Raw genomic sequence first — 25,624 nt, forward strand, 5'->3', positions numbered from 1 at the left:
ATAGAAGTTTATAAATTTTTATAAATGGTTTTTGGTCAGTTAAAGCCTATCGAAGTTTTATAATGGAGATAGGCTTTTTTTATGTTCTGTTTTTAAGACATTTTTTTGCTAAAAAAAGAACAACAAACTATACCATTAGTTTTTAGGATAATTTTTGTAAGTTCGATGCTGGATTTAATGTAAAAAGTTATAGATAAAACTCTTTAATTAGTTATGGTTTATTACATATGTTTAAAAATATAAAATGGAATTAAAAAAGACATTAAGATGGTTTGGAGCAAAGGATCCAATTAGTCTTGAACAAATCAGACAAACGGGAGCGACAGGAATTGTTACTGCCTTACATCATATTCCTAATGGTGAAATTTGGTCAGTAGAGGAGATTTTGAAAACTAAAAATCTTATCGAATCCTATGGTCTGACTTGGGATGTAGTGGAAAGTTTGCCGGTTCATGAAGATATTAAGAAAGGGAAAGCCAGTCGTGACAGAATTATAGCCAATTATAAGGAAAGCGTCAAAAATTTAGGAAAATGTGGCGTTACAACCATTTGTTACAACTTCATGCCGGTATTGGATTGGGCCAGAACCAATTTGAATTATACGCTTGAAAACGGCACGGTGGCGATGTATTTTGAAGCCGATTTGTTTGCGGCATTCGACATGTTTATTCTAAAAAGACCCAACGCGGACAAGGATTACACTGATGAGCAAATCAAAAAAGCCGAGACTATTTTTAAAACTTTAACGGCTGAAGATGCCAGAGCTCTTGCTTATAATATCATTGTTGCCACCCAGTCTTTTATTGACGGAGCTGTGGGAGAAGATGAAAAAGAGCCTATTAATATTTTTTTAAAATTATTGGCTGAATATGACGGAATCGACAAACATAAATTAAGAGAAAATTTTGCGTTTTTCTTAAATGAAGTTATTCCGGTTGCCGAAGAATATGGAGTACGATTAGCAGTTCATCCTGATGATCCACCGTTTCCATTACTGGGATTGCCTCGAATAGTAAGCAGTGGGGATGATTTTGAATGGTTGGCAAATGCATGCCCGTCTCTGAATAACGGAATTACGTTTTGTACCGGTTCTTTAGGAGCTAGAAAAGACAATAATCTGGCGGAAATTTTTCAAAAATATGCCGAGCGTGTACATTTTCTTCATCTAAGAAGTACTAAAATTTTAGACAACGGCGATTTTTATGAAAGCGAACATTTAGACCCGACAGTAGATTTACCGGGCGTAATGAAAGCTATTGTCGAAGAGCAAATCAGACGAAAATCAGAAGGAAGAACCGATTATAATCTACCTATTCGTCCGGATCATGGGCATAAAATGTTAGACGATTTTAACAGGGCTGGAAATCCAGGCTATCCATTAATTGGACGATTAAAAGGATTGGCGGAACTGGCAGGACTTGAAGCAGGAATTCGGTATTCTATTCAAAATTAGAGACAGAAGAAGATAATCTCTGGGGATTATTTATTTTCAACATATTCAAAAAAAAAAAATCAAAAGATAAAAGAGTTCGATTGTTGGACTCTTTTTTTATAAGCAAATTAGAAATTTATTACAGGATAGAGCATGATGCTGTAGCTAATCTTTCCTATTATATTTGGGAAATTTTGATTTATTATCGAAATAAGACATTAATTAATGAAAAATGTAAGTATGAATAATTTTATAAAGTTTTTTTTCCTGATTTTGGTATCGCAAACTATTCAGGCAAAAAAATCTAACTTCAAAGTAAAGAATGCCAATTCATCGTTTGAAATCTATACTCCTAAATTTCAGGCGCTAATTTTATATGACAAAAATGCTTCTCCACTGGATTCTATTGCATCTCATTTATTAGCCGAAGATATTTATAAGGTAACGCATTATAAACCACAAGTCATTACAAATTTTAAAGAGGCTTCTGGAAATGTCATTGTTATTGGAAATATTAATGCCAAATTGATCAATCAATTTATTGATAAAAACACAATTTCAGAAAGTTTTTCAAAGCAATGGGAAAGTTATCTTTATAAAACAGTTCTTAATCCAAACAAAAAGATACACAAAGCCTTTGTTATTGCTGGGACCAATCCGCGAGGAACGGCTTATGGGGTTTTTGAATTATCCAAGAAAATAGGGGTTTCCCCTTGGTATTGGTGGGCTGATGTGCCTGTTAAAGAGCAAAAAGAATTGGTATTGCATCAAAACGATTTCCAGTCTAATGCGCCTTCGGTTAAGTACAGAGGAATTTTTCTGAATGATGAAGACTGGGGATTACAGCCTTGGGCCGCTAAAACTTTTGAACCGGAAACAAAAGATATTGGGCCAAAAACGTATGCCAAAATTTTTGAGTTGTTGTTGCGATTAAAAGCCAATAGCATTTGGCCGGCCATGCATCCAAGTACCAAAGCTTTCTTTCATTATTCTGCTAATGCAAAAATGGCAACTTTGTACAATATCGTTTTAGGGACTTCCCATGCCGAACCGATGTTACGCAATAATGTAGACGAATGGAACGAGAAAAAGTTTGGCAGATTTAATTATAAGATCAATAAAGCGAATGTTTATAAATATTGGGAAAGCAGGGTAAAAGAAGCCAAAGGAATAGACGGAATTTACACCATTGGGATGCGCGGTGTTCATGATAGCGGAATGGAAGGGGTAAAGAATAATGACGAGGCAGTGGAATTGTTAAACCAAGTTATTAAAGACCAAAGGAATCTCCTGCAAACCAATATAAATCATGATGTGACAAAAATTCCGCAGGTTTTTACCGTTTACAAAGAGGTATTGGATTTGTATAAAAATGGTTTGGTCGTGCCGGAAGATATTACGTTGGTTTGGACCGATGACAATTACGGATATATCAGATCGCTGAGTAATACTGAAGAGCAAAAGCGTCCAGGAGGTTCTGGAGTCTATTACCATATTTCTTATTGGGGAAGACCGCATGATTATTTGTGGTTAGATTCCACCAATCCTTTTTTGATATGGGAAGAAATGATGAAAGCCTACAATTTAAAAAACAATACTATTTGGATTGTCAATGTTGGCGATATCAAACCGGCCGAATACAATACCCAGCTATTTTTGGATATTGCTTATGATGCTACTCAATTTCAGCAATCAGAATCGGTTACCGAACATCAGAAACAGTTTTTTGGTGAAATTTTTGGTGAAAAATATGCTGAAAGCATTAGCAAGATTAAGACTGATTATTACCAACTAGCTTTTGAACGCAGACCGGAATTTATGGGTTGGAGTCAGACTGAGCCTACAACGGGAATTTCTAATACAGCTTATAACAGCTTAAGTTACGGAGACGAAATACAGCAGCGTATTAATGCATTTGAAAACATCGCGCAAGAAGTACAATCGATAGAAATGCAATTGCCGGAAAATTTAAAAAGTACTTATACTCAATTGGTAGCTTATCCGGTTAAGGCTTCGGCAAATATGAACAAAAAGTTTTTTTACAGAGACAAAGCTTTAGTTTATGCCGGACAGGGACGAAAAAGTGCATTGAAATACAAAGAAATGGCTCAGGAAGCTTATAATAATATTGTAAATCTAACAGAAAATTATAATCAGTTATCCAATGGTAAATGGAAAGGATTTATGAATATGAAACCCCGAAAGTTGCCCGTATTTGACATGCCTGAAATTAATTTGACTGTAGTTCCTTCTAAAGAGACACTTGGGATTTCTGTGGAAGATACTTTAAAAGTTAATGGAAATGAAAAATTACCAACGTTTTATGTTCACGATTCAGCTTCTCATTTTATAGATGTTTTCTTTCCGGAAACTCAAAATGCCTCGTTGAAATGGAAGTTTAAGACATTGCCTAATTGGATTCAAGTAAGCTCCCCGTCAGGTCTTTTTTTTCCAGATGATGCTGTAAAGTTGGAAGAAAGAATACTGCTTTCCGTTGATTGGAGCAAATGGGAAAAAGCAGGAAAACCTGCTTCGGATTATTTAATAATTCAGGGAGATGGTTTCGAGAAAAAGATTGTAGTAAATATTTCGGATAACCATGCTAATGTTCCTAAAAATGCAATAGTAGAAAAAAATGGTTTAGCAGTACTTTATGCAAAAAGTTTTGTAAGCAACAAACCAGTTGAAAATTTAAAATGGGAAATCTTGAAAGGCTTCGGTCATTCAAAATCAGCTATGCAGGCTTTACCATTATATAGTACGCCTGAAACAGATATTAAAAAGACAGCTGTATTAGAATATGAATTATTTGCCGAAACCGTTACGAATGATGCCGAATTAAATTTGGTAGCAATTCCCACACATCCTCTAGATGTAGATGGAAAAGTTAGAATAGCAGTGCAATGGAACGATGAACCGGTTAAAATTTTAGATTTCAAAACAGAAGGACGTAGTAAAATCTGGAAAGAAAATGTGTTGACCAACAGAGCAATAAACAAAATAAAAGTTTCTGTGAAAACAGCAGGAAAACAAAAATTAAAAATTTATAGACTCGATCCGGGAGTTGTATTAGATTATATTGTTTTACAAACGAAAAAAGAAACTATGCCTTATCATTTAGAAGCGGAAACTAAAATTAAGAATTAACGATACGATATAATAAGGTTTGAAAAATAAGCAAGTTGTGACTTTATTTAAGAGTTCTAATTAATTTCTAACTAAAAACAAAATTCATTAATAAGTAAAAAATAGAAAGTCTTCCAAATAGGAGACTTTTTTTTGTTAAGTAATGAAATTGTTTTGCTTTAAAACAATGTTTTTTAGTAGGTTATGTTGAGTGTCCTGTTTTGATATGTATTGGCAAAGTATGATAATATCGAAAATTAAAGGTATAATTATCTTTGGAATTTGAAATTTTTTCTTAGTCTAAGAAGAAAGTAGAGAAGATGGATGCTGAATTGACTTTAACGGATGAGCAACAAAAAATAATAATGTTGTCATTATGCGAAGAGCAAAAAGGTTATACGATGAAATTAAGGTAAATCCTGATTCTAAAGATGTCAACAGAGCACAAATCATAGAAATCGGGAAAAGATTAATGCTATTTTAACACCGTAGTAAGTTGCACGTCAAAAAGAATTAAGAGTAAATAAATAAAATAATTTGTTTAATACCCGTTTATCAATAGCGGGAATTTTTTTAAATACCATAAAAATGAAAAAGGTTAATTATATCCTTGCTTTAGTTTATCTTATTGTTGGAGTAAATGCATTTGCTCAGCAAAAAGAGTTAAAATCAATGGATTTGTATCTGCTTATTGGTCAGTCTAATATGGCAGGAAGAGCAACTATTGATGCTCAAAGTGAAAATACTTCAGATGCAATTATGATGTTAGACAAAAATAATAATTGGGTAGTTGCTAAGGATCCGTTACATTTTGATAAACCCTATGCTGGAGTAGGTCCGGGATTGAGTTTTGCTCAGGCTATGCTTGAAGGAAAAAAAGATATTAAAATTGGATTAATTCCGTGTTCCTGGGGAGGTTCACCAATTAAAGTTTGGTCTCCTGGTACCAAATATTTTGAAAATTTCCCTTATGATGAAGCTATTCAGCGCACAAAAAAAGCAATGCAAAACGGAACATTAAAAGGAATTTTATGGCATCAGGGAGAATCAGATAATGATCCGGTAAGATCAGCTGTTTATTTGTCTAAATTAAAAAGTTTAATCAGTAATTTAAGAAGAGATTTGAATGCTCCCAATTTACCATTTATTGCAGGTGAAATTGGATATTTTAATAAGGAAAATTTCATTAATCAGATAGTAGGTCAATTGCCAAAAGAGGTAGAAAACACGACTGTTGTATCGGCAAAAGATTTGGTTGATAAAGGAGACCAACTTCATTTCAATACGGCTTCCGCTCATGAATTAGGGAAACGTTATGCGGCGGCAATGAAAATATTTGAATCAGGAAAATTTGATTTAGACGAGAAAAGTGTTAAAGTAAAAGATTCAAAAAATAGCCAAAAAAGAAAAGTAAAAACTAAAGTAGTACTCACTTTTGATGATGCCGAGATTACTCATTTTAACAATGTTGCTCCTTTGTTAAAAAAATACGGTTTTGATGCCACTTTTTTTGTTTGTGAATTTCCGGTAAAAAGAGCAGAAGAAGCAAATGAGTACATGAATTGGAAACAAATTCAGCAATTGTATAAACAAGGTTTTGAAATAGGCAATCATACCGGACATCATAAAAATTTGGCCAAATTAGCTCCTGATACTATTAAAAAAGAGATTGCTTATATTGAGGATAAGTGTAAGAAATTTGGGATTCCCAAACCAATTTCGCTAGCTTATCCGGGAAACCGAAATGATAGTATTTCGCAAAGAATAGTAAAAGCAATGGGCTACCAATATGCAAGAGCAGGAGGAGTAAAATATTATTATCCGGATAAAGATAATAATTTAGCAATTCCGAGTTTTACGGTAATTTCTTCTGATAAGTATAAAGAGAGAACATTAAAAGCTTTAAAGGATATTAAGGAGGATGAAATTTTAGTCCTTACTTTTCATGGAGTTCCTGATGTTTTGGATCCGGATTATTCTACTTCGATAGATTTTTTAAAAGAGATTTTGATTTATTTGAAAGAGCATCATTATGAAGGGATTGCTATGCGAGATCTGGAAAAATAAATTTTGGTGTGGATTAATAGTTTTTTGAAAAAATGATTTAGATAATAAATGAAGATTAGAGAATAAGAAAAACTTTTTGGGACAGTGTCAATTTATTTCATATTTGATACTAATTTATGTTGAAACTTAGTAGAATAAAAATAAGTCATGTTTTGGGTTTGTTGAAGTTCAGGGGGGGTGTCGTAAAACACTTAATTAGTATATAACAAAAGGACAGTTTTAAACTGTCCTTTTGTTATAATATAAGCTGTTATTTCTCAAGTGTTATGGCTTTTCCTGAAATTTCAAATCTTCCATTTTGGGTATCGCTTGAATTATCAGGAAGTTTTCCACCTACAGCCACGGTAAACCATCCTGGTTCAATGACACGTTGTTTTTTGGAATTTATCATCGAAAGCTGTCTTGGTTTGAGGCTAAAACGAACGATCTTTGTTTCTCCTTTTTTCAAGTGAATTCGATCAAAAGCTTCCAATTGCCATATTGGTCTAGGAGTTGATGCCTTTTCGTCTTTTAAATACAATTCAATAACTTCGTCGCCATCTCTTTCACCAACATTGCTTACATCGACTGCAATTTCCAAGTCTTTTTCAGGATTCACATTCTTTGGAAGTTGTAAATTGCTGTATTTAAATTTCGTATAGCTCAAACCAAATCCAAAAGGATACAGCGGTTTTTTATCAAAATAGCGATAAGTACGTCCTTTCATGTCGTAATTTTCAAAATCAGGAAGTTGGTCTACCGATTTGTAATAAGTGACCGGCAAACGCCCTGCTGGATTGTAATCACCAAAAAGCACATCGGCTATGGCATTTCCACCTTGTTGTCCAGGGTATCCAGCAGTTAATATGGCAGGAACATTGTCGTTGGCCCAATTAATGGATAGTGCACTTCCGTTAATTAGAACCAAAACGACTGGTTTTCCAGTGGCAACCATAGCTTTCATCAATTCTACTTGATTAGCAGGCAAATCCAGACTGGTGCGGTCACCTCCTTCAAAACCATCGGCTTCTACTTTCATTTCTTCGCCTTCCAAGCGTTCGTTTAGACCTAATACCAAAATAATAGCGTCTGATTTTTGGGCAACTTGGGTAGCTTCGTCTAATAAGTTATCTTGAGGTTCTGCCCATATTAATTTGGCTACGGCATCCCCATAGAAATTTTGATATTTTATTTCAACTTTATATTTTTTTCCTGCTTCCAATTTTAATTTTTGGGCACGAATTCTTGGCGCATGACGGTTTTTTCCACCAGAGGTTTTTCCTGTTTCAATTTCAACTGTCATAAATGGCTTTGACCATTCCGAAATTTGATAATTTCCTGTTTTTTGAGGAATAAGATAGCCAGTCCATTTTACGCTGTAATTCCCCATTTTTAAGCGAGAATCAGGTGTATTTATGTCCCATTGAAAATCTACATTATCATCGGTTCTGGTAAATAATGGTGTGCCATTCCATTCTAGGTTATCATAATATTCGCCTGTTAAACCTTGGGTTCCATCTTCTTTTTGAAAACAAATAGAAGGAATGGCATTCATAGCCGGAACGCCTTTGGCCAAATCTGTTCCTTGCGCATACAATACTTTTGCAGCAGGTTCCAATTTGTTTTGGATTCCTTTTAGAACTGTAATTGGATTGCTCGGAAATCCACTATAATTACCCCATAAAGATTGTGGGTCATTGGCATTTGGACCGATAACAGCTATTGTTTTTATTTGTTTCGAAAGCGGTAAAGTTTGATTTTGGTTTTTAAGCAAAACGATACTTTTTTGCGAAGCTACTCTAGCCAAATAATCATGTTCTGGACTATTGTTTTCCGAAAAAGGAATATTGGCATAAGGAACAATTTCTACAGGGTCAAACATACCCAGTTTAAAACGAGCTGTAAAGATTCTTTTGACTGCGATATCAATTTCTTTTTCGGTAATCAAATTGCGATTAACGGCTTCTTTAAGGTCTTTATAGCTGCTGCCACATTCCAAATCCAAACCAGTTTTTACCGCCAAAGCCGAAGCCGAAGCAGCATCTGGAGTTATTTTGTGCCATTTCCAAATGTCTGTTACTGCACCACAATCAGATACAATATAGCCATCAAATCCCCATTTGTTCCTTAAAATATCAAACAAAAACGGACTAGCACTTGCCGATTCCCCTCTGAAACGATTATAAGCACCCATTATCGAATAGACACGACCTTCTTTGACCAAGGTTCTAAAGGCTGGAAGATAGGTCTCGTAAAGGTCCAAATCGCTGGCATTGGCGTCAAAATAGTGTCGGGATGGTTCTGGTCCAGAATGTACCGCAAAATGTTTGGCAGTGGCAACTACTTTAAGGTATTTTTCGTCGGTACCTTGCAAACCATTTACATAATTTAGTCCCAATTGAGCCGTAAGAAATGGGTCTTCACCATAGGTTTCGTGACCACGTCCCCAACGAGGATCTCTAAAAATATTGATATTTGGAGACCAGAAAGTAAGTCCTTCATACATGCCGTGTTGACCACGTCTTAAATATTCGTGATGTTTGGCACGAGCTTCATCAGAAATGGCGTTTGCCACATCAAAAACTAGTTTTCTATCCCAAGACGAGGCAATGGAGATAGATTGTGGAAAAACTGTCGCATAACCTGCTCGAGCAACACCATGTAAGGATTCGTTCCACCAATTGTATTCAGGAACATCAAGGCGTTCAATTGCAGGAGAACTATCCATCAACTGACTTATTTTTTCATCCAAGGTCATTCTCGATACCAGATCATTGACTCTTTGTTCGGTTGTTAAATTAGTGTTTTTGAAAGGAAGTTTTTCCTGTGCAAAAGTGCTTAGTGCTACAAATTGTAACACAAAGACCAAGGAGCGTATTTTTCTCATTGCTTATAAAGAATTATAGATTCGTAATTTATTTAATTTTTTTACAATTTTGTTGATAATAGCCCAAAGCATGTTTATGCTATTTGAAGTGACAAAAATAGATATATAGATTTCTAATCATGTGGCTAAATTACTATTTAAGGGAGGTCTAATAGTTGTTATCATTTTTTTTTAATCTGGAGCTTTTCATGAGTAGGTGTAAAATGCTATTTCAAGGGGGGTATTTTGCTAGAGTGTCCAGCAATATTAGGAAAGGAGTAGATTTTTGATATTTTTGTATAAGCTATACTAATTAATATATAAATCAGTTTTGAGAAAAGTTTTTTTTGTTGCTATTTTTTGTTTCATTTTTAAAAATTCTTTAGCACAGCCTTTGGGGGTTTTAAAGCATTTTTCTCATGATGTAAAGTTAAGTCAGTCACATATTCTGGAAATTCAACAGGATGAAAAAGGATTTATGTGGCTCGGTACCTACAACGGATTAATTCGATACGATGGCAATAATTTTCAAAATTTTGAAGTATTACGTAGAGGTAATCTAAATCTCTCTTCTAATCGGGTTTCCAGTTTTCAATTTGATAAGAGTGGCAGAATTTGGATTAAGTCGGAGCAAAATGAAGTTTATTATTTTGATTCAAAAAACCTGAGTTTTCATTATCCGATTGAGGCTAAGAATACCGCTTTAGAATCCACTATATTTAAAGATTACAAATTGATGCCTTCGGGTCGGGTGTGGTTGTTTCCAGAAGCCAAAAATCAAATGGTTGTTTTAGAAAAAAACAATGAAATAAAAAGAATAAACTTTAATTTCTCAAAACTCAGAGACTGTCAAATACAGGAAATATTTGAAGATTCAACAGGAACAACCTGGTTTTTGACCAATTTTGGAATTTGCAGATTGCAAAAAAATGCCGTTCGACCAGAATATTTGTTTTTTAATATGAGTCGACCTTCGGGAAAATCTTATTCTTTTAAAGTTGTAGCCGAAATTAATGAAGAATTATGGTTTGGTGGAACCAATGGAAAGCTAAGTCGCTATTCTAAGAAATCATCCACTTTTTTTGATATTGCTACCGGAATTTATTCGGATATTGAAAAAATTAAGCCTATAACTGCGACTAAGATTCTTATTGTAAGTCAAGAAGACGGCTTTGCAATCTATGATAGTAAATCAGGGAAAATAAGCGTTCATAATGCAAAAACGCTGCAAGGATTTCCATCGGGACCCATAAAATATATGGGATTAACGCATGGCAGACAATTTTGGTTTGAAGCTTCAAAATCTGGAATTTTTCAATTTGATATAGTAAGGGGTAAATTAAAACATATGTTGGTCGATTTTAGTGATCCTACTGCAATAAATATCAAGCGAAAAACCTTTTTTCTGAGAGCTGCCGATGGTACGGTCTGGATTCAACCCAAAGATGGTTCTCTGGGCTATTGGGATGAAAAACAAAATCAATTGTTTTCTATTTCTCACTGCATGAAGCAATCAATAGAGGAGGTGTCTGATGTGATGCATGCCGCTACCTTTGATAAATCAGGAAATTTATGGTTTTGTTCCTATCGAAAAGGGCTGGATTTAATGATTTTTAAAAGCAAAAAATTCAAAACCTTAAATCTGGAGGCGGCCCAAAACCGTCAAAAAAACAATGTGAGGAGTCTTATGCAGGATCGCAACGGAACCTTATGGGTGGCTTGCAGGAACCAAAAGATTAGTCTATTTGATAAAAATAAAAGAAAGATAGGTTTCTTAGGGGCCAATGGAACTTTGTCTGCTGCTAGTCCAGGATGGGGAGCAGATGTTTATCATACTTTTCAGGACAAAAGAGGACGGGTATGGGTTGGAACCAGAGGGAATGGACTGTATTGCTTGGTGCCTACTACCACTCCTTATTCGTATAAAGTATTGCATTATAAATACAGTGAAACAGACAAATATAGTATCAGTGCCAATGATATTTACAAAATATACCAATCGGCTTCTGGGAATATATTTGTGGCAACTTGGGGTGGAGGTCTTAATCTAATTCGGGAAAACAAGACCGGAATACGTTTTATTAATTTTAGAAACGAATGGAAAAAATACCCGATTAAGTCGGCTGATAGAGTACGCTCTATTGTTGAAAACAAGCAACAACAATTGTTCTTTGTTTCTTCGTATAAGTTGTTTTCGTTTTCAGAAAAAAACAAAAAACCAAATCAATTTCAGTTTAAAGAATTTCCGCAGGTATCAGGCAATGATATTTTGGATTTAATGATTACTTCCGAAAATAAATTGGCATTGGCTACAAATGGAAAGGGAGTGCAATTGGCTGATTTAGATTCTAAAGGTAATTTGGAGCTACAATCTTTTAGTGAAGAATTTATCGGATTTCCTATGGATGAAGTGGTATCCATCCAGGAAGATAAGTCTGGGAAATTTTGGCTCATGGGCGACAATCAGTTGGTTCGTTTTGATGTCAAAAATAAAACGACCGAGAATTTTCCAGAATTAAAATCGCTACTAGGTAATGAAATTTTCTCTGAAGCAACGAAGTGTATACTCTCTACAGGAGAAATAGTTGTAGGTTATTCTAATGGTGCAGTTTATTTTAATCCTAATAAACTAAAACCATTAGCATTCAAACCTTATTTGGCAATTACAAGTTTTGCGATAAACAACAAAGAATTAGCAGAGCTTTATCCAGATATTCCAGCAAATCCAGATTTGCTAAAGGAAGTAACACTCGAGCATGATGAAAATTTTATTAGGATTCAATTTTCGGCTTTAGATTATGTAAAAAATGAAAACATTGTCTATCGTTACAAGCTGGAAGGAGTCGATAAACAATGGAATTATACCAAAGGAAGCCAGTCAATCAATTATACAAATCTGGGACGAGGAGAATACAAATTGATTGTATCCTCTACCAATGATCACAATTTATGGGTTAACAATGATAGAGAAATTACCATAAATATCCGCCCATCAATTTGGTGGTCAAATTTGGCAATTTTGCTCTATTTAGTAATAGGTTATGGATTGTTTTTGTTGGTACGTAGAACTATTTCTACTATTCTAAAATTGCGTAATGATGTTCAAATTGAAAAGCAGGTATCAGAATTAAAGCTAAAGTTTTTTACTGATATTTCACATGAAATTAGAACACCTCTAACGATGATTACGGCTCCGGTTGAAAAAATGTTAGCCGATAAAGAAGTACCGGAAACGGTTAAAAAGCAACTGGAATTGGTTGAAAGAAGTACCAATAGATTACTCAATCTGGTCAATCAGATTTTGGATTTAAGAAGAATTCAAAATAGAAAATTAGAAGTTCAGGAAATTAATTTGGGGCAGTTTGCGGCCAAAGTATGTGATAATTTCAGTGAAATAAGTCTGCAGCGTAAAATTCGTTTAAAATTGAAAGTGTTTGCACAACATCCATTTATTTGGGCTGATGCGGATAGTCTGGACAAAATTATGGTGAATTTAATTTCTAATGCTTTCAAATATTGTCGTAGTGGAGATTCGATTGAAGTTGTTGTTGATGAAACGGATAACAAACTCGTGCTAAAAATTAGGGATAATGGTCCGGGAATAAGTCCGGTTTTGCAAAAAAAATTATTTGTACGTTTTTCCAATTACAATGAAAATCCAAATAATCCCAGTACAGGAATTGGACTCTCTATTGTTAAGGATTTAGTTGAAAAACATCATGCAACTATTACAGTCGATAGTACTGTTGGTAAAGGGACTTGTTTTCAGCTTAATTTTTCAAGGGGATATATGCATTTTGGTGATGAGGTTAATCTTATGTTTGAGGAAGAATTGCATGAGAATTCAATAGAAAATAATTTACAGCAAGATTTTGAAAATATTGAAAAAGAAGAACATCGAAAAGATAAGTTTGTAGGTCTTATTGTGGAAGATGATCCTGAATTGCAGAGTTTCATCGTTTCGATGCTTGAGGAGGAATATACGATTCATGTAGCCGAGAATGGTATAGAAGGTCATTTGAAAGCTGCCCGATTGAGTCCTGATTTTATAATAAGCGATGTAATGATGCCACAGATGGATGGTATTGAAATGTTGCGATTGATTCGAAATAATTTAGTAACGAGTCATATTCCTGTTATTTTACTGAGTGCTAAAACAGCTATAGAAACCAAGTTGGAAGGATTAGAATACGGTGCTGATGAATATTTAGAAAAACCTTTTAATGTAAGTTATTTGAAAGCACGTATTAAAAATGTGCTGGAACAACGCAAAAGATTACAACTTTTATATTCAAGCGGGAATATTGTCGAGATTTCAAATGAAGAACCATTACAAATTTCGAATCAGGATCATAAATTTATGTTTGAGGTAATCAAATTGATAAAGGAAAATATCTCCAAAACCGATTTTTCGGTTGAAGAATTAGGGAAATTGATGCGAATGTCCAGAGCCAGTTTTTTTAATAAACTGAAAGATTTAACGGGAGTTTCTCCTGTAGTTTTTATTCGGGACATTCGATTGAATGAAGCGGCTGAAATGTTGAAAAAGGATGATTTATTAATCAAGGAAATTTGTTTTGAAGTAGGTTTTAGTGATCTCAAATATTTTGGAAAATGTTTTAAATCAAAATTTAATTATACGCCGGCAGAATATCGCCGTCTGTACAAATAGAATAGTTTTAGTTAGTTTTTTTTGGGGTTCATAAACAAAATATTTTGTTTATGAACCTTTCTTTTTTTGGGGTTACTTGTTCCTCTTTTTGAATATTGATAAGGACTAAATAAGATCAGGAAGAGAATTAAGAGTCTTGTTATTGGTTGTTTTTTAAGAGTATTTTTTTAGTATCTGTTTTTAATACTCTTTTTATTCGTTTTTTATAGTTAATTATTTGTTTTCAAGGCTTTTGATGTTGTTTTTGTCTTGGTATATTACATAAGAAAAAACATCTTTTTCTATTGGTTTTAGATAAATACCCCTTCTTTTTTATCAATTTACCTACCCTTTTTTTTTGTTTGTACGAGCTGCGAATTCAATTAGTTAAACCACCCTTATTGAAAAGCAATTTGTCCACCTTATTCGCTTTTACTCTAATTAGTTTTACATAAACCAAAAAGTCTTTTAAGACAGTTTTAACTAATCACTTAATAAATAATTAAATTATGGAACAAACCAACACTTGCATACCGATGCTTTTTATAGTTAGTATGTTATTAGTGTCTTTTCTCAAAAACAGCAAACTGGAAATTAGATTATCTCCGGATAATAAATGGAAAACCAAAAACTTCAGCAGGCAAATTACAATTGCTGCCTTGGTCTGGAATTCTCTTCCAAAATCGAGGATTACGGCTGTGAACATTGATTTGAACTTTAGCAATTTTCAATTTTAAAAAGAAATGATGATGAAAAAGATACTAAACAAAATTTTGACGTATGGTGCTTTATTGTTTTTGATTACAAGTTGTGAGAAGGACGAATTAAAATACGATACCTCAGTAGTCAGTAATTTTGAAATTCAATTAAATGACGAACCATGGAGTTTGAATACAGGGATTTCAACTAAGCCTATTTTTATTTACAAAAGTGATGGGGAATTTTTTGCTAATTATAGTTCACATTATCGTTTTGCATTAGAAAATGGGACTTATAAATTCTTAGCAACCGATATCCCGGATCAAATGGTTCCTCATCCTGTGAATTTGAACGATTTGATTATTCCGCAGGCAGTCAATGCCGATCAACCGGTCAAAATTTCTGCGGCAATACCATATCAGTCTCCTTTCAAAGACTTGCTTACAATGAATATCTTAACTCGTTCGGGTATTTTGCGATTAAAAGCAAAGGATATAACTGCAGACCCAAGTTATACCAATATTAAAGCGATTGTAACCGTAAAACGAAATGGATATAAAGTGGTAGATGAAACTTTTGTGCAACAAGACATGAACGTTGCAAGAACAAAAAAGACAACCACTGGAGGAATCAATTATACCGATGATTTTATTGTTTTTCAAACAGATGAAACAGCAAATGAAGTTCGTGTCCACTTGGAATTTATGAATGACAATATGGAAGTTTTACAAACTAAAGAAATAGCAGGTTCTTTCCCAATTGTTGCTAATGGTGTCACTCAAATCAATTTCAATCTGAATGATCCTGATACTGCCATTATAACAAACTATGAGACTACAATCAATGGTGAAGTTTATACGGCAGCAAAGAAATTCAATCAGAAATAATAAACAGACTTAAAAATAACTTTATATAAACATTCTAGTTATGACGATAAATAAATATATCGTGAGCGTTTTAGCTGTTTTGCTTTTGGCATTTAATAGTTATGCTCAGGAAAAAGTAACTGTAACCGGTGTGGTAAGAGATAAAACAGGTTCAATTCCTTCTGCTACAGTTGTTGTAGTCAATCAGAATACTAATACTACTACAGATATTGATGGAAAATTTTCTATAAAAGTAAATGATCCCAAAACTGCTGTTTTGTTAGTTAGATTTATTGGTATGAATGATGTTACAGTGCCTCTAAAAGGTCGTACTTCAGGTATCGATGTTCAAATGAAAGAATCAAACAGTGAATTAAATGAAGTGGTAGTCATTGGATACGGTACACAAAAGCGTGGAAATCTTACCGGAGCCATTTCCAGTATTAAAGGTTCTGAATTAGCCAAAGTACCTACTGCTTCTGTAGCTGAAGCCTTAGTGGGTAAATTGCCAGGGGTGCAGGTTACGTCTGCAGACGGATCTCCGGGATCTGAAATCATGATTCGAATTCGTGGTGGAGGTTCAGTTACTCAGGATAATTCCCCATTAATTTTAGTGGATGGTTTTGAGGTAGCTAACTTAAATGATATTCCGCCTACAGACATTGAGTCGGTTGAGGTGTTGAAAGATGCTGCTTCTACTGCTATTTATGGTGCTCGTGGAGCTAACGGAGTAGTATTGGTAACTACCAAGAAACCAAAAGCAGGGAGAATTTCAGTAAATGTGAATAGTTACATGCAAATTAAAACTTTAGCAAATCGTTTGGATGTGATGGATCCTTATGAATTTGTAATGATGCAATATGAATATGAGCGTCAGCGTAATTCTAATCCAACAGCTTTCTTTAATCGTTACGGTCGTGCTAATGAATTATACATTTATCAGGGAAACAAAGGAATTGACTGGCAGGATGAAATTTTTGGAAGCAATCCTGTGGCAAAATATACCGATTTAAGTTTACTTGGAGGAAGCGAGAGCACTAAATATAAATTTGCGCTTGTGAATCAGGATCAGCCTGGAGTATTAATTGGTAGTGGAATGAAACAAACTAACCTAAACTTCATGATGACGACTAAGTTATCTGATAAATTCACTTTTGAGTTTCAAACCCGTTTAATCAATCAAACGATTAATGGTTCAGGTACCGAAGGAGTTAGTTTATTAAATACTTTACGTCAGGCACCAACTCTTGGTTTAGAAGAGTACATGACTTTACCGGAAGATAATACTTATTTTGATCCGGAAGATTATCAGCCTACAGTGCGTTTTAATCCTAAACAGGAAGCAGAGAAAAATTATCGTAAGCGCAATACTCGTACATTTAATACTACAGGAGCTTTAACTTGGAATATTATTAATGGCTTGAGTCTTCGTAGTATGTTTGGGTATGAATATAAATATAGTGAAGACGGTCGTTTTTGGGGTACAGATACAAAAACAGCAAATGCTAACAATAATCAGCCAGTTACTTATTGGTCGATGTCTCAAAGCCCAAGATGGCAATTCAGTAATGTTTTAAATTATAATTATAAATGGAAAGACGTTCATGATTTTCAATTTATGGTAGGACAGGAGATGAAAAATCAGGAAAGTTATGGTAAGTATTACCGTAGTCGTTATTTCCCTGAAGACATCTCAGGAGCCAAAGCATTGGATAATCTGGCTTTAGGAACTCCTTATGAAAATGGTTCTTCGGCAGGATCTCCAAATCGTATTTCGTCATTTTTTGGTCGTGTAAATTACGGTTTTGATGATAAATATTTAGCTTCTTTTACCGCTCGTACCGATGGTTCGACAAAGTTTGGTCCGGGTAACCGTTGGGGAATTTTCCCGGCTGCTGCTTTAGGTTGGAGAGTTTCTAATGAAGACTTTTTGAAAGACAGTAAAGTGATTTCCAACTTAAAAGTTCGTTTGAGTTATGGAGTTTCCGGTAATGATAGAATTAATGGGGATTTGTATGCGAAATATTATGGAGTGTCCCGTGATCGTTCTGTAGGTTGGGGCGAAGAGAATCATTACTACTACAATTTTTACAATACCAATTTTTTAAATAATCCGGATGTAAAATGGGAAACAACTTATACCAGAAACTTAGGTTTTGATTTTGGATTTTTTAAAGAGCGTATAACGGGTAATATCGAATTTTATAAAAATACGGTAAAAGATTTGTTAGTACCTTCTGATATTCCGGGTGCTTCAGGATTTACAAAAATCATGAAAAATGTAGGTCAAACATCTAATAAAGGATTAGAGTTTGCTGTCAATGCTAACGTAGTTCGTAAAAAAGATTTTCAATTGGATGTGAATTTTAATATTGGTTTTAACAAAAACAAAATTGACAAATTAGCCAGTGGTGAAGAAGAATGGATTTTAAGTTCAGGATGGGCAGGAACACAATTGTTAAATGACGATGATTATCGTGCTTATGTTGGGGGACAAAAAGGTTTGATTTATGGTTTTGTAAATGATGGATTCTATACGATGGATGATTTTGAATCATTCGACCCATTAACCAGAACTTGGAAATTAAAAGAAGGAGTTGTGAACTCTAAAAACCTTTCGGGAGATCCTCGTCCGGGTAATGCTAAGTTCAAAAAATTGACTCCTATTGATTTAACAGACCCTAATACTTTCGTGATTGGTGATCAGGATAGAAAAGTTATCGGAAATACTAATCCAAAATATTCCGGAGGTTTTGGTTTGAACGCTACTTATAAAAACTTCGATTTTTCAACTTTTTTCAACTTTATAGTTGGGTTTGATGTGTACAATGCCAATAAAATAATGATGACATCCTGGTATGATAATAATCAAAATAATTTAGGAATGGAAGTGGGATTAGACAAACGTTGGAGAAACTATGACGATATGGGGAATGAAATTCGTTACCAACCGGAAGTTTTAGCCAAGTTTAATGAAAACGCTACTATGTGGAATCCAACTTCTATAGGTCGTCCTATTGCGATGTCTTATGCTATTGAAAAAGGTACTTTCTTACGATTAAATACCCTTACAATTGGTTATACAATTCCTCAAAATTTGACTAAAAAAATCGGAATTAGCAGAGCTCGTTTTTACGCAACAGGTTCGAATTTATTTGTATGGACCAATTATTCAGGTTATGATCCGGAGGTTAATTTAGAAACCGGTTTAACGCCTAATATCGATTATAATGCTTATCCAAGAACCAGAAATTACACTTTTGGAGCGCAGTTATCATTTTAATGAAATTAAATTATAGAAAGATGAACAAAAAGATATTATATAGTCTTCTGTTAAGTTTTGCAATGCTTTTTACAGCTTGTGAAGATTATTTGGATGTGCAACCAGACACTGGTTTTACCGGAGCAGAAGTTTTTAAAACAGAGAAAGATATGCAATCGGCAGTTGCCGGAGTTTATACTCTCATGCTCACGGATGATGCTTATTCAAACCGTTTGGCTTTTGTGTTCAATATGAATACAGATGTTGAAATGGCTGGGGTATCCACAAATACGGTAAATGTTAATGGTTCCGATTTGGCCTGCTATGAGCCAAAACCTTATTGGACCACTTTAAATTCTACCTGGAATGCCATGTACCGAATTATTAATCTTTCCAATGATGTGATTCAAGGAATTGAGCAATCAGATCTTTATAAGTCAGCCAGCAAGGAAACTCCGTCAGCTGTGACTCAACTTTATGGAGAAGTAAAAACAATTCGAGCCATGGTTTATTTAGACATGATCCGTATTTGGGGAGATGTTGTTTTTAGAACTAAATCTTCTACAGGAGATGAGAATTTTTATGTAGGAGTTACAGATAGAAATGAAATTCTTGAATTTTTGATTGATGATTTGAAATCGGTGGAGCCATTGATGCAATATGCTAATCAATTAGATTATGGTGTAGAACGCGCTTCAAGAAGTTTCAACCAGGGATTAATTGGGCTATTGGCTCTGACTCGTGGCGGATGGACTTTACGTCCTGATACCAATAATCCGGCTAGTGTTGGGCAAATGGTAAGAGGAGATAATTATGAAATGTATTATGATACTGCAATTACTTATTTAGGAAAAGTTATCGAAGAACAGCATCATGATCTAAAATTGAGCTACCGTGATTTTTGGATCAAGCAAAATAACTGGGTAACACCTGCTGATGATGATGTGATGTTTTCATTGCCATTGTTAAAAAATTCTACGGGAGAATATGCTTTCTATATCGGGGTGCCAATTACCGAAGGAAATCACCCTTATGGTGGAGCATCAGGAAATCTTAGTTTAAGCGGAACCTATTTGTTTTCATTTGATAAGACCGATTTAAGACGCGATATGACTTGTGCACCGTTTTCGTATGATGAAAATTTGAATCAGTTAATCCGTTTGGATTTAGCCCGTTTAGCCGTGGCTAAATGGTCTAAGTTATATATGACTGATCCGTTAGGAAATACCAGTGGAAAAGGAACAGGAGTAAATTATCCTTGGATGCGTTTTGCTGATGTTTTATTGATGTATGCAGAAGCTGTAAACGAGCGTTTCGGTCCTCGTAATGATGCTCAGGAATGCTTAAAACGTGTACGTAGAAGAGCTTTTGCAGAAGCAAATTGGGGTGAAAAAGTAGAAAGTTATGTGAATTCTAAAACTACTAAAGAAAGTTTCTTTAAGGCTATTATGGACGAGCGTGCCTGGGAGTTTGGAGGAGAGAGTAAACGTAAATTTGACCTGGCCCGTTGGAACAAATTTAGTGAAGTGATTTACAATCAATACAACAAATTAATCAATTGGGGTAAAGTTGCTAATGGTGCATTTGTACCTGGTATTGATGCCGTTCCGGGAAGTGTTTATTGGAAAAATATTCCGGATCCTAATAATGCAGCCAGAACTATTTTGGATATCCAGGGAATTGATGAAATTCTCAATGCCAGACCTGCGGGTTATACCGAACAAGTGTTTGCTACAAACTGGTATTCACTTAATAATGAAACCGCTTTTTATGAACCAAGGAATGATATTAAATGGAGTTTTAGAGGTTTTATCAATTTTAATAATGCTTCTTCGGTTACCCCAAATGATCCACTAAGATATTTATGTCCGTATCCTTCCAAGGTAATTACAGACCATCGTGGAGCTATCCAAAATTATTATGGTTTTAACTATTAAATTGAATCTATCATGAAAAATTCAAAAATAGCAACTAAAATTTTATCCTTCATTAGCGTATTGCTAATGGGGGTGTTATTAAAATCTTGTCAGGCTGACAATTTGATTTATAACAGACAAGACGATTTATTCCAACCAAAGTTTGTATTAGCTGCTCCTTTGGTAGAAAGCAATTCTATTGCTTTAGTCTGGTACAAAGTAAATGATGCCGATTCTTATACGGTAGAATTACATACGGATAATTATTATAAAAGTTTGTATAAATCATTTACGGTAACTGATACGCAGATTTTTATGGATGATATTCCGTATAAAACACAGTTTTATATTAGATTAAGAGCCAATCATGCCGATACTGCTCATAATTCGCAATGGGCTTACACCAGTGCTTTAACAGAAGAGCGTCCTCCTTTTGCTGCTATCCTTAATAAGGTAGAAAAAATTAATATTGGTGAAAATGAAGTAAAAGTTAGCTGGATTATTGATGCTCAAAATCCGGTAGATAGTATTTCTGTAGAACCAGCATTGAATAAGGAGTTACCAGCTGTGGGACGTTATTTAACTGCCGAAGAGATTCTGAATGGAGAGGCTACCCTAACAGGATTGGAAAAAAACACCTTGTATAATTTGAATGTTTTTGATAACAATAAAGACAGACGTTATGACAAACCATACAATCAGGTAACATTCCGTACAGCAGGTCCATCCGCTGAGACAATTATTGTAACTAAAGATATGGATTTAGATGCTATTTTGAGAGCCAATAATGAAAATCCGGATATTCCTGAAGGGACAGAGTATTTCTTAGAAGCTGGTTCTTTATTTAAAATCACACCATTTACGATTGTGAAAGGATTTAAATTGATTGGAGGAACTCAGGGTGAGCGTCCACAAATTGAAATGAATGGAAACTGGAATATAGCCGAAGGATCTTTTATTTCTACGCTGGCTTTTGAAAACATTCGTTTCTATCAAACTATTGATTCGGGTTATTTCTTTAATAGTGGAAATTCATGGACAGTGGGTGAAATCTCTATCTATAACTGTGTTTTCAACCATTTTAAACGTGGTTTCTGGAGACATCAGGGAAGTGGTAAATACAAAGAAATTGGAAGTTATGACATGAGCTATACTACATTAGATGAAGTTGGTGGACACTCAGGTCCTTATGGTACTTTCGTTTGTGGTTCTGGCGGAGCTGATAATATTAAAAGTGCCGTATTTTCTAATTGTACATTCATGCGAGATCATTATCAAACCACCGATTTGAATCGAAACTTTAGACATTTATTTGATTATGGATCTTCAGCTTATCCAATTCATCTGGAATATCAAAATATCACTATTTATGATTATGCTTATAACAGAGGATTGATAAATATTCCGGCCGCTGTAGGTTCTACATTAATATTCAAGAATGTGTTGTTAGCTTCTGCAAGTGGTAAAGTAATTCAGGCTATTGCTGCCAATACGACTACTACATTCGGAAATAATTATACCACAACTGATTATTTATTAGGTGCTTCGGCAATTCAGGGAACTGAGTTAGGTATTAGTGCACAGGATTTATTTGTGAATCCTACCCAAGGAAATTTAATGATTAAAGATTCGAATTCTCCAATTGTAACGAACAGAGTTGGAGATACGAGATGGCTTCCGTAACTATTAACAAATTCTAAATTGAAATAGGTTTTAAAAGAAGTATCCGCTTCGGGTACTTCTTTGTACCTATTTTGCTTAGTAAGTATTATTATTTATAAAATTTAAAAATGAAATTGAAAAAATTACTGTTGTCTTGTACATGCATGTTTGGCGCTTTTGGGTTGCAAGCTCAGGTTTGGAATGCCGATCTAGGAAATGGGAAATATAAAAATCCAATTATTCATGTAGATTATTCAGATCCTGATGTATGCGCAGGCGAGGATGGCTATTATTTAACTGCTTCCAGTTTTAATAGCTCTCCTGGGCTGCCTATTCTTCATTCGAAGGATTTGGTAAATTGGAAATTAATTGGCTATGCCCTTCAAGATCAGGTTCCAGTTGAGCATTATCGCACAGTACGTCATGGCGATGGTGTTTGGGCTCCTTCTATTCGCTATCATAACGGCGAATACTTTATCTATTGGGGCGATCCCGATTTTGGTATCTATATGGTAAAAACCAAAGATCCGGCTGGACAATGGGAAGAACCGGTTTTGGTAAAAGAAGCCAAAGGGATTATTGACACCTGTCCGTTTTGGGATGCAGATGGTAAGGCCTATTTGTCGTACGCATTTGCAGGAAGTAGAGCCAATGTAAAAACGGTTTTGATGTTGTCAGAAATGGCAGCTGATGGTAAAAAATTAATTGGTAATCCGGCATTGGTTTTTGATGGACATGACGGTCATACTACTGCAGAAGGAACCAAAATTTATAAAAAAGAAGGTTATTATTGGATTTGGTCTCCTGCAGGTGGGGTAAAACCGGGTTGGCAATTGGCTATGCGTTCCAAGAATATTTGGGGGCCTTATGAAGCGAAAATTGTTTTAAATCAAGGGAATTCAGCTGTAAATGGACCGCATCAAGGAGCCTATGTTGAAACGCCAAACGGGGAAGGATGGTTTTTACATTTTCAGGATCGTTGGGCTTATGGACGAATTGTTCACATGCAGCCTGTTACTTGGAAAAATGCTTGGCCAATAATTGGTGTGGATACCAATAATGACGGTATAGGTGAGCCAGTTGAAGAATGGAAAAAACCAAATGTGGGGAAATCTTATCCGGCAACTCCTTTGGAAGCATCTGATGAGTTCAATTCTCATCAGTTTGGATTGCAATGGCAATGGCAGGCTAATCAAGATCCAAGTAAACATTGGGGTTGGTCTTCAGGTAATTTAGGTTTTATTCGTTTGAACTGTATTCCACGTCCGGAGGAAATGAAAACCATGTGGATGATGCCTAATTTACTGTTACAAAAGTTCCCTTCCGATAATTTTACTGCGACAACTAAATTGACTTTTGAAAATAATCCCGATGCTAAAAAATCAGGGACAGGGCTTATCATTTTTGGAGAAGATTATGCCTATATCGCTATCGAACAGGATAACGAAGGAAAACTCAAATTAGTACAACGCTCCATGAAAAACGCACGTACTTCTAAAGAAACCGAAATTGAAATTGCGGCTTTGCCAATACAACAAAAAGAAGTTGTTTTTAGAACTAAAGTGGAAATGATCGATCAAAAAGAACCTTATGATGCAAAGGTGACTTTCTATTATAGCTTGGACGGTGAAAAATTTAAAGAATTTGGAAAAACATTTAAACCTACAGCCGGTCGTTGGGTTGGAGCCAAAATTGGTCTTTTTGCAACAGGAACCAAGGCTGTAAATGATAGTAGTTATGCCAATTACGATTGGTTTAAGGTTGAGAACAATAATGATGTAAAAAAAACATCAATGTCAATTAGCATGCAAGATTAGTTAAGCCTGAAAGAAAAAGCAAAACTGTCTTAATGATTATCCTTTTATACAAATGAAAAGAAAAATTAAATATACCATTTTCACGCTCTTGACTTGTCAGATTGTTTTGTTTGGACAAATAAATTCCAAAAACAGTCAAAACAAGTTACAACCAATTGTCTGGGCACAGAAAATGGCAGATTCTGATCATAAAAGAGTTCCCAATCCGGTATATCTTGATGGTGCTAAAGCAGCAAAATGGAATTATACCAATGGATTGGTCTGTCTGGCAAACCAAAAGCTGTTTGATTATACCAAGGATAAAAAATATTGGGATTATGCCTTTGAATATGCCAATCAGTTAATAGATGATAAAGGAAAAATTTTAGGAGGATATGCCGTTGATAGATACAGTTTAGACCTTGTCAATTCAGGAAAAATGCTTTTTGATATCTATAAGAAAACAGAAGATAATCGATATAAAACAGCTATGGATTCACTTCATAAGCAGTTGGAACATCACCCTAGAAATTCAGATGGAGGTTATTGGCATAAAAAATCCTACCAGTGGCAAATGTGGTTAGACGGGGTATACATGGCCGATCCTTTTTCTGCTCAGTATGGTGCTGAATTTAATAACCCAAAGGCTATCGATGATGCTATTTTGCAAGTAGAATTGATTCAGAAGCATACCTATGAACCAAAAACAGGATTAAATTTTCATGGTTATGATGAAAAGCGCCAGCAATTTTGGGCTAATAAAATTACAGGAACTTCTTCTCATGTTTGGGGTAGAGCGCAAGGATGGTATTGTATGGCATTGGTTGATATTCTTGATTTTGTACCCCAAAATCATCCTAAAAGAAAAGAACTCATTCAAATACTTAATAAAGTTTTTGCCGCTGTTTTAAAATCTCAGGATAAAAAATCGGGAGTTTGGTGGCAGGTTATGGATCAGCCTCGTAAGCAAGGAAATTATTTAGAATCTACTTGTAGCACTATGTTTATTTATTCGTTTGCCAAAGCTTATAACAAAGGATATGTTGGATCAAAATACCTAAAAGCTGCGAGGACTGGTTTTGATGCTGTGTTAAAACAGTTCATTATAGAAGAGAATGATGGAACTATTTCTATAACAAAATGCTGCTCAGTAGCTGGCTTAGGCGGAAAAAACCCTCAGGATAGAGATGGCTCATTCGAATATTATATTTCTGAACCTATCAGAAATAATGATGCAAAAGCCGTGGGTCCATTTATTTTGGCAGCGCTTGAATTACAAAAGAATTTAGATAAAAAATAGAA

At 34.8% G+C, this 25,624-nt stretch carries 12 protein-coding genes; 10 read left to right on the forward strand and 2 right to left on the reverse strand.

Features of this window, described 5'->3' with window-relative positions; translation table 11 throughout:
- Positions 1 to 244 precede the first annotated feature (244 nt).
- The 3 genes from uxuA to B6A10_RS12485 all read left to right on the forward strand — a co-directional run bounded on the left by uxuA (position 245) and on the right by B6A10_RS12485 (position 6,625).
- Positions 245 to 1,453, forward strand: coding sequence for a mannonate dehydratase (uxuA, locus tag B6A10_RS12475; RefSeq protein WP_188221134.1), 1,209 nt, complete (start codon positions 245 to 247; stop codon positions 1,451 to 1,453).
- Positions 1,454 to 1,672: 219 nt separating this feature from the next.
- A complete protein-coding gene (locus tag B6A10_RS12480) occupies positions 1,673 to 4,579 on the forward strand; it encodes a glycosyl hydrolase 115 family protein (RefSeq protein ID WP_188221135.1) in 2,907 nt (968 codons plus the stop codon).
- A 567-nt stretch (positions 4,580 to 5,146) separates the two neighbouring features.
- Positions 5,147 to 6,625 carry a sialate O-acetylesterase gene (locus tag B6A10_RS12485; RefSeq protein WP_188221136.1) on the forward strand — a complete coding sequence of 493 codons (1,479 nt, stop codon included), beginning with the start codon at positions 5,147 to 5,149 and terminating at the stop codon, positions 6,623 to 6,625.
- Between the two features lie 250 nt (positions 6,626 to 6,875).
- Here B6A10_RS12485 and B6A10_RS12490 read toward each other — a convergent pair whose 3' ends face one another.
- Positions 6,876 to 9,491, reverse strand: a complete 2,616-nt coding sequence (locus B6A10_RS12490) for a glycoside hydrolase family 3 C-terminal domain-containing protein (RefSeq protein ID WP_188221137.1) — start codon at positions 9,489 to 9,491, stop codon at positions 6,876 to 6,878.
- A gap of 310 nt (positions 9,492 to 9,801) precedes the next feature.
- On the opposite strand from B6A10_RS12490, the gene B6A10_RS12495 reads away from it, so the two are divergent.
- Positions 9,802 to 14,142 (forward strand): hybrid sensor histidine kinase/response regulator transcription factor, encoded by a 4,341-nt coding sequence (locus tag B6A10_RS12495; RefSeq protein ID WP_188221138.1) that lies wholly within the window; start codon positions 9,802 to 9,804, stop codon positions 14,140 to 14,142.
- Between the two features lie 481 nt (positions 14,143 to 14,623).
- On the opposite strand, the gene B6A10_RS12500 is transcribed toward B6A10_RS12495, so the two are convergent.
- Positions 14,624 to 14,827 carry a hypothetical protein gene (locus B6A10_RS12500; protein WP_188221139.1) on the reverse strand — a complete coding sequence of 68 codons (204 nt, stop codon included), beginning with the start codon at positions 14,825 to 14,827 and terminating at the stop codon, positions 14,624 to 14,626.
- A 43-nt stretch (positions 14,828 to 14,870) separates the two neighbouring features.
- Between B6A10_RS12500 and B6A10_RS12505 the strand changes: the two genes are divergently transcribed.
- From B6A10_RS12505 to B6A10_RS12530, 6 genes are all read left to right on the forward strand, one after another.
- Positions 14,871 to 15,707: a hypothetical protein gene (locus B6A10_RS12505; protein WP_188221140.1), complete on the forward strand. Its 837-nt coding sequence runs from the start codon at positions 14,871 to 14,873 to the stop codon at positions 15,705 to 15,707.
- 40 nt (positions 15,708 to 15,747) lie between these two features.
- Positions 15,748 to 18,969: a SusC/RagA family TonB-linked outer membrane protein gene (locus tag B6A10_RS12510; protein WP_194431840.1), complete on the forward strand. Its 3,222-nt coding sequence runs from the start codon at positions 15,748 to 15,750 to the stop codon at positions 18,967 to 18,969.
- Between the two features lie 20 nt (positions 18,970 to 18,989).
- Positions 18,990 to 20,885, forward strand: a complete 1,896-nt coding sequence (locus B6A10_RS12515; protein ID WP_188221141.1) for a RagB/SusD family nutrient uptake outer membrane protein — start codon at positions 18,990 to 18,992, stop codon at positions 20,883 to 20,885.
- A gap of 12 nt (positions 20,886 to 20,897) precedes the next feature.
- Positions 20,898 to 22,547: a DUF5123 domain-containing protein gene (locus B6A10_RS12520; protein WP_188221142.1), complete on the forward strand. Its 1,650-nt coding sequence runs from the start codon at positions 20,898 to 20,900 to the stop codon at positions 22,545 to 22,547.
- 107 nt (positions 22,548 to 22,654) lie between these two features.
- Complete coding sequence (locus B6A10_RS12525) at positions 22,655 to 24,343, forward strand: glycoside hydrolase family 43 protein (RefSeq protein ID WP_188221143.1); 1,689 nt, start codon at positions 22,655 to 22,657, stop codon at positions 24,341 to 24,343.
- A gap of 52 nt (positions 24,344 to 24,395) precedes the next feature.
- Positions 24,396 to 25,622, forward strand: a complete 1,227-nt coding sequence (locus B6A10_RS12530; RefSeq protein ID WP_188221144.1) for a glycoside hydrolase family 88/105 protein — start codon at positions 24,396 to 24,398, stop codon at positions 25,620 to 25,622.
- Positions 25,623 to 25,624: the final 2 nt, after the last annotated feature.

The organism is Flavobacterium pokkalii, from assembly GCF_014596575.1.
GTDB classification, from domain to species: domain Bacteria; phylum Bacteroidota; class Bacteroidia; order Flavobacteriales; family Flavobacteriaceae; genus Flavobacterium; species Flavobacterium pokkalii.

Excerpts from the sequence above, each read along its gene's own strand:
- B6A10_RS12490 (WP_188221137.1), bottom strand. The coding sequence starts at position 9,491 with ATGAGAAAAATACGCTCCTTGGTCTTTGTGTTACAATTTGTAGCACTA.
- B6A10_RS12515 (WP_188221141.1), top strand. The coding sequence starts at position 18,990 with ATGAACAAAAAGATATTATATAGTCTTCTGTTAAGTTTTGCAATGCTT.
- B6A10_RS12520 (WP_188221142.1), top strand. The coding sequence starts at position 20,898 with ATGAAAAATTCAAAAATAGCAACTAAAATTTTATCCTTCATTAGCGTA.
- B6A10_RS12485 (WP_188221136.1), top strand. The coding sequence starts at position 5,147 with ATGAAAAAGGTTAATTATATCCTTGCTTTAGTTTATCTTATTGTTGGA.
- B6A10_RS12530 (WP_188221144.1), top strand. The coding sequence starts at position 24,396 with ATGAAAAGAAAAATTAAATATACCATTTTCACGCTCTTGACTTGTCAG.
- uxuA (WP_188221134.1), top strand. The coding sequence starts at position 245 with ATGGAATTAAAAAAGACATTAAGATGGTTTGGAGCAAAGGATCCAATT.
- B6A10_RS12505 (WP_188221140.1), top strand. The coding sequence starts at position 14,871 with ATGAAAAAGATACTAAACAAAATTTTGACGTATGGTGCTTTATTGTTT.
- B6A10_RS12525 (WP_188221143.1), top strand. The coding sequence starts at position 22,655 with ATGAAATTGAAAAAATTACTGTTGTCTTGTACATGCATGTTTGGCGCT.
- B6A10_RS12480 (WP_188221135.1), top strand. The coding sequence starts at position 1,673 with ATGAATAATTTTATAAAGTTTTTTTTCCTGATTTTGGTATCGCAAACT.
- B6A10_RS12500 (WP_188221139.1), bottom strand. The coding sequence starts at position 14,827 with ATGTTCACAGCCGTAATCCTCGATTTTGGAAGAGAATTCCAGACCAAG.
- B6A10_RS12510 (WP_194431840.1), top strand. The coding sequence starts at position 15,748 with ATGACGATAAATAAATATATCGTGAGCGTTTTAGCTGTTTTGCTTTTG.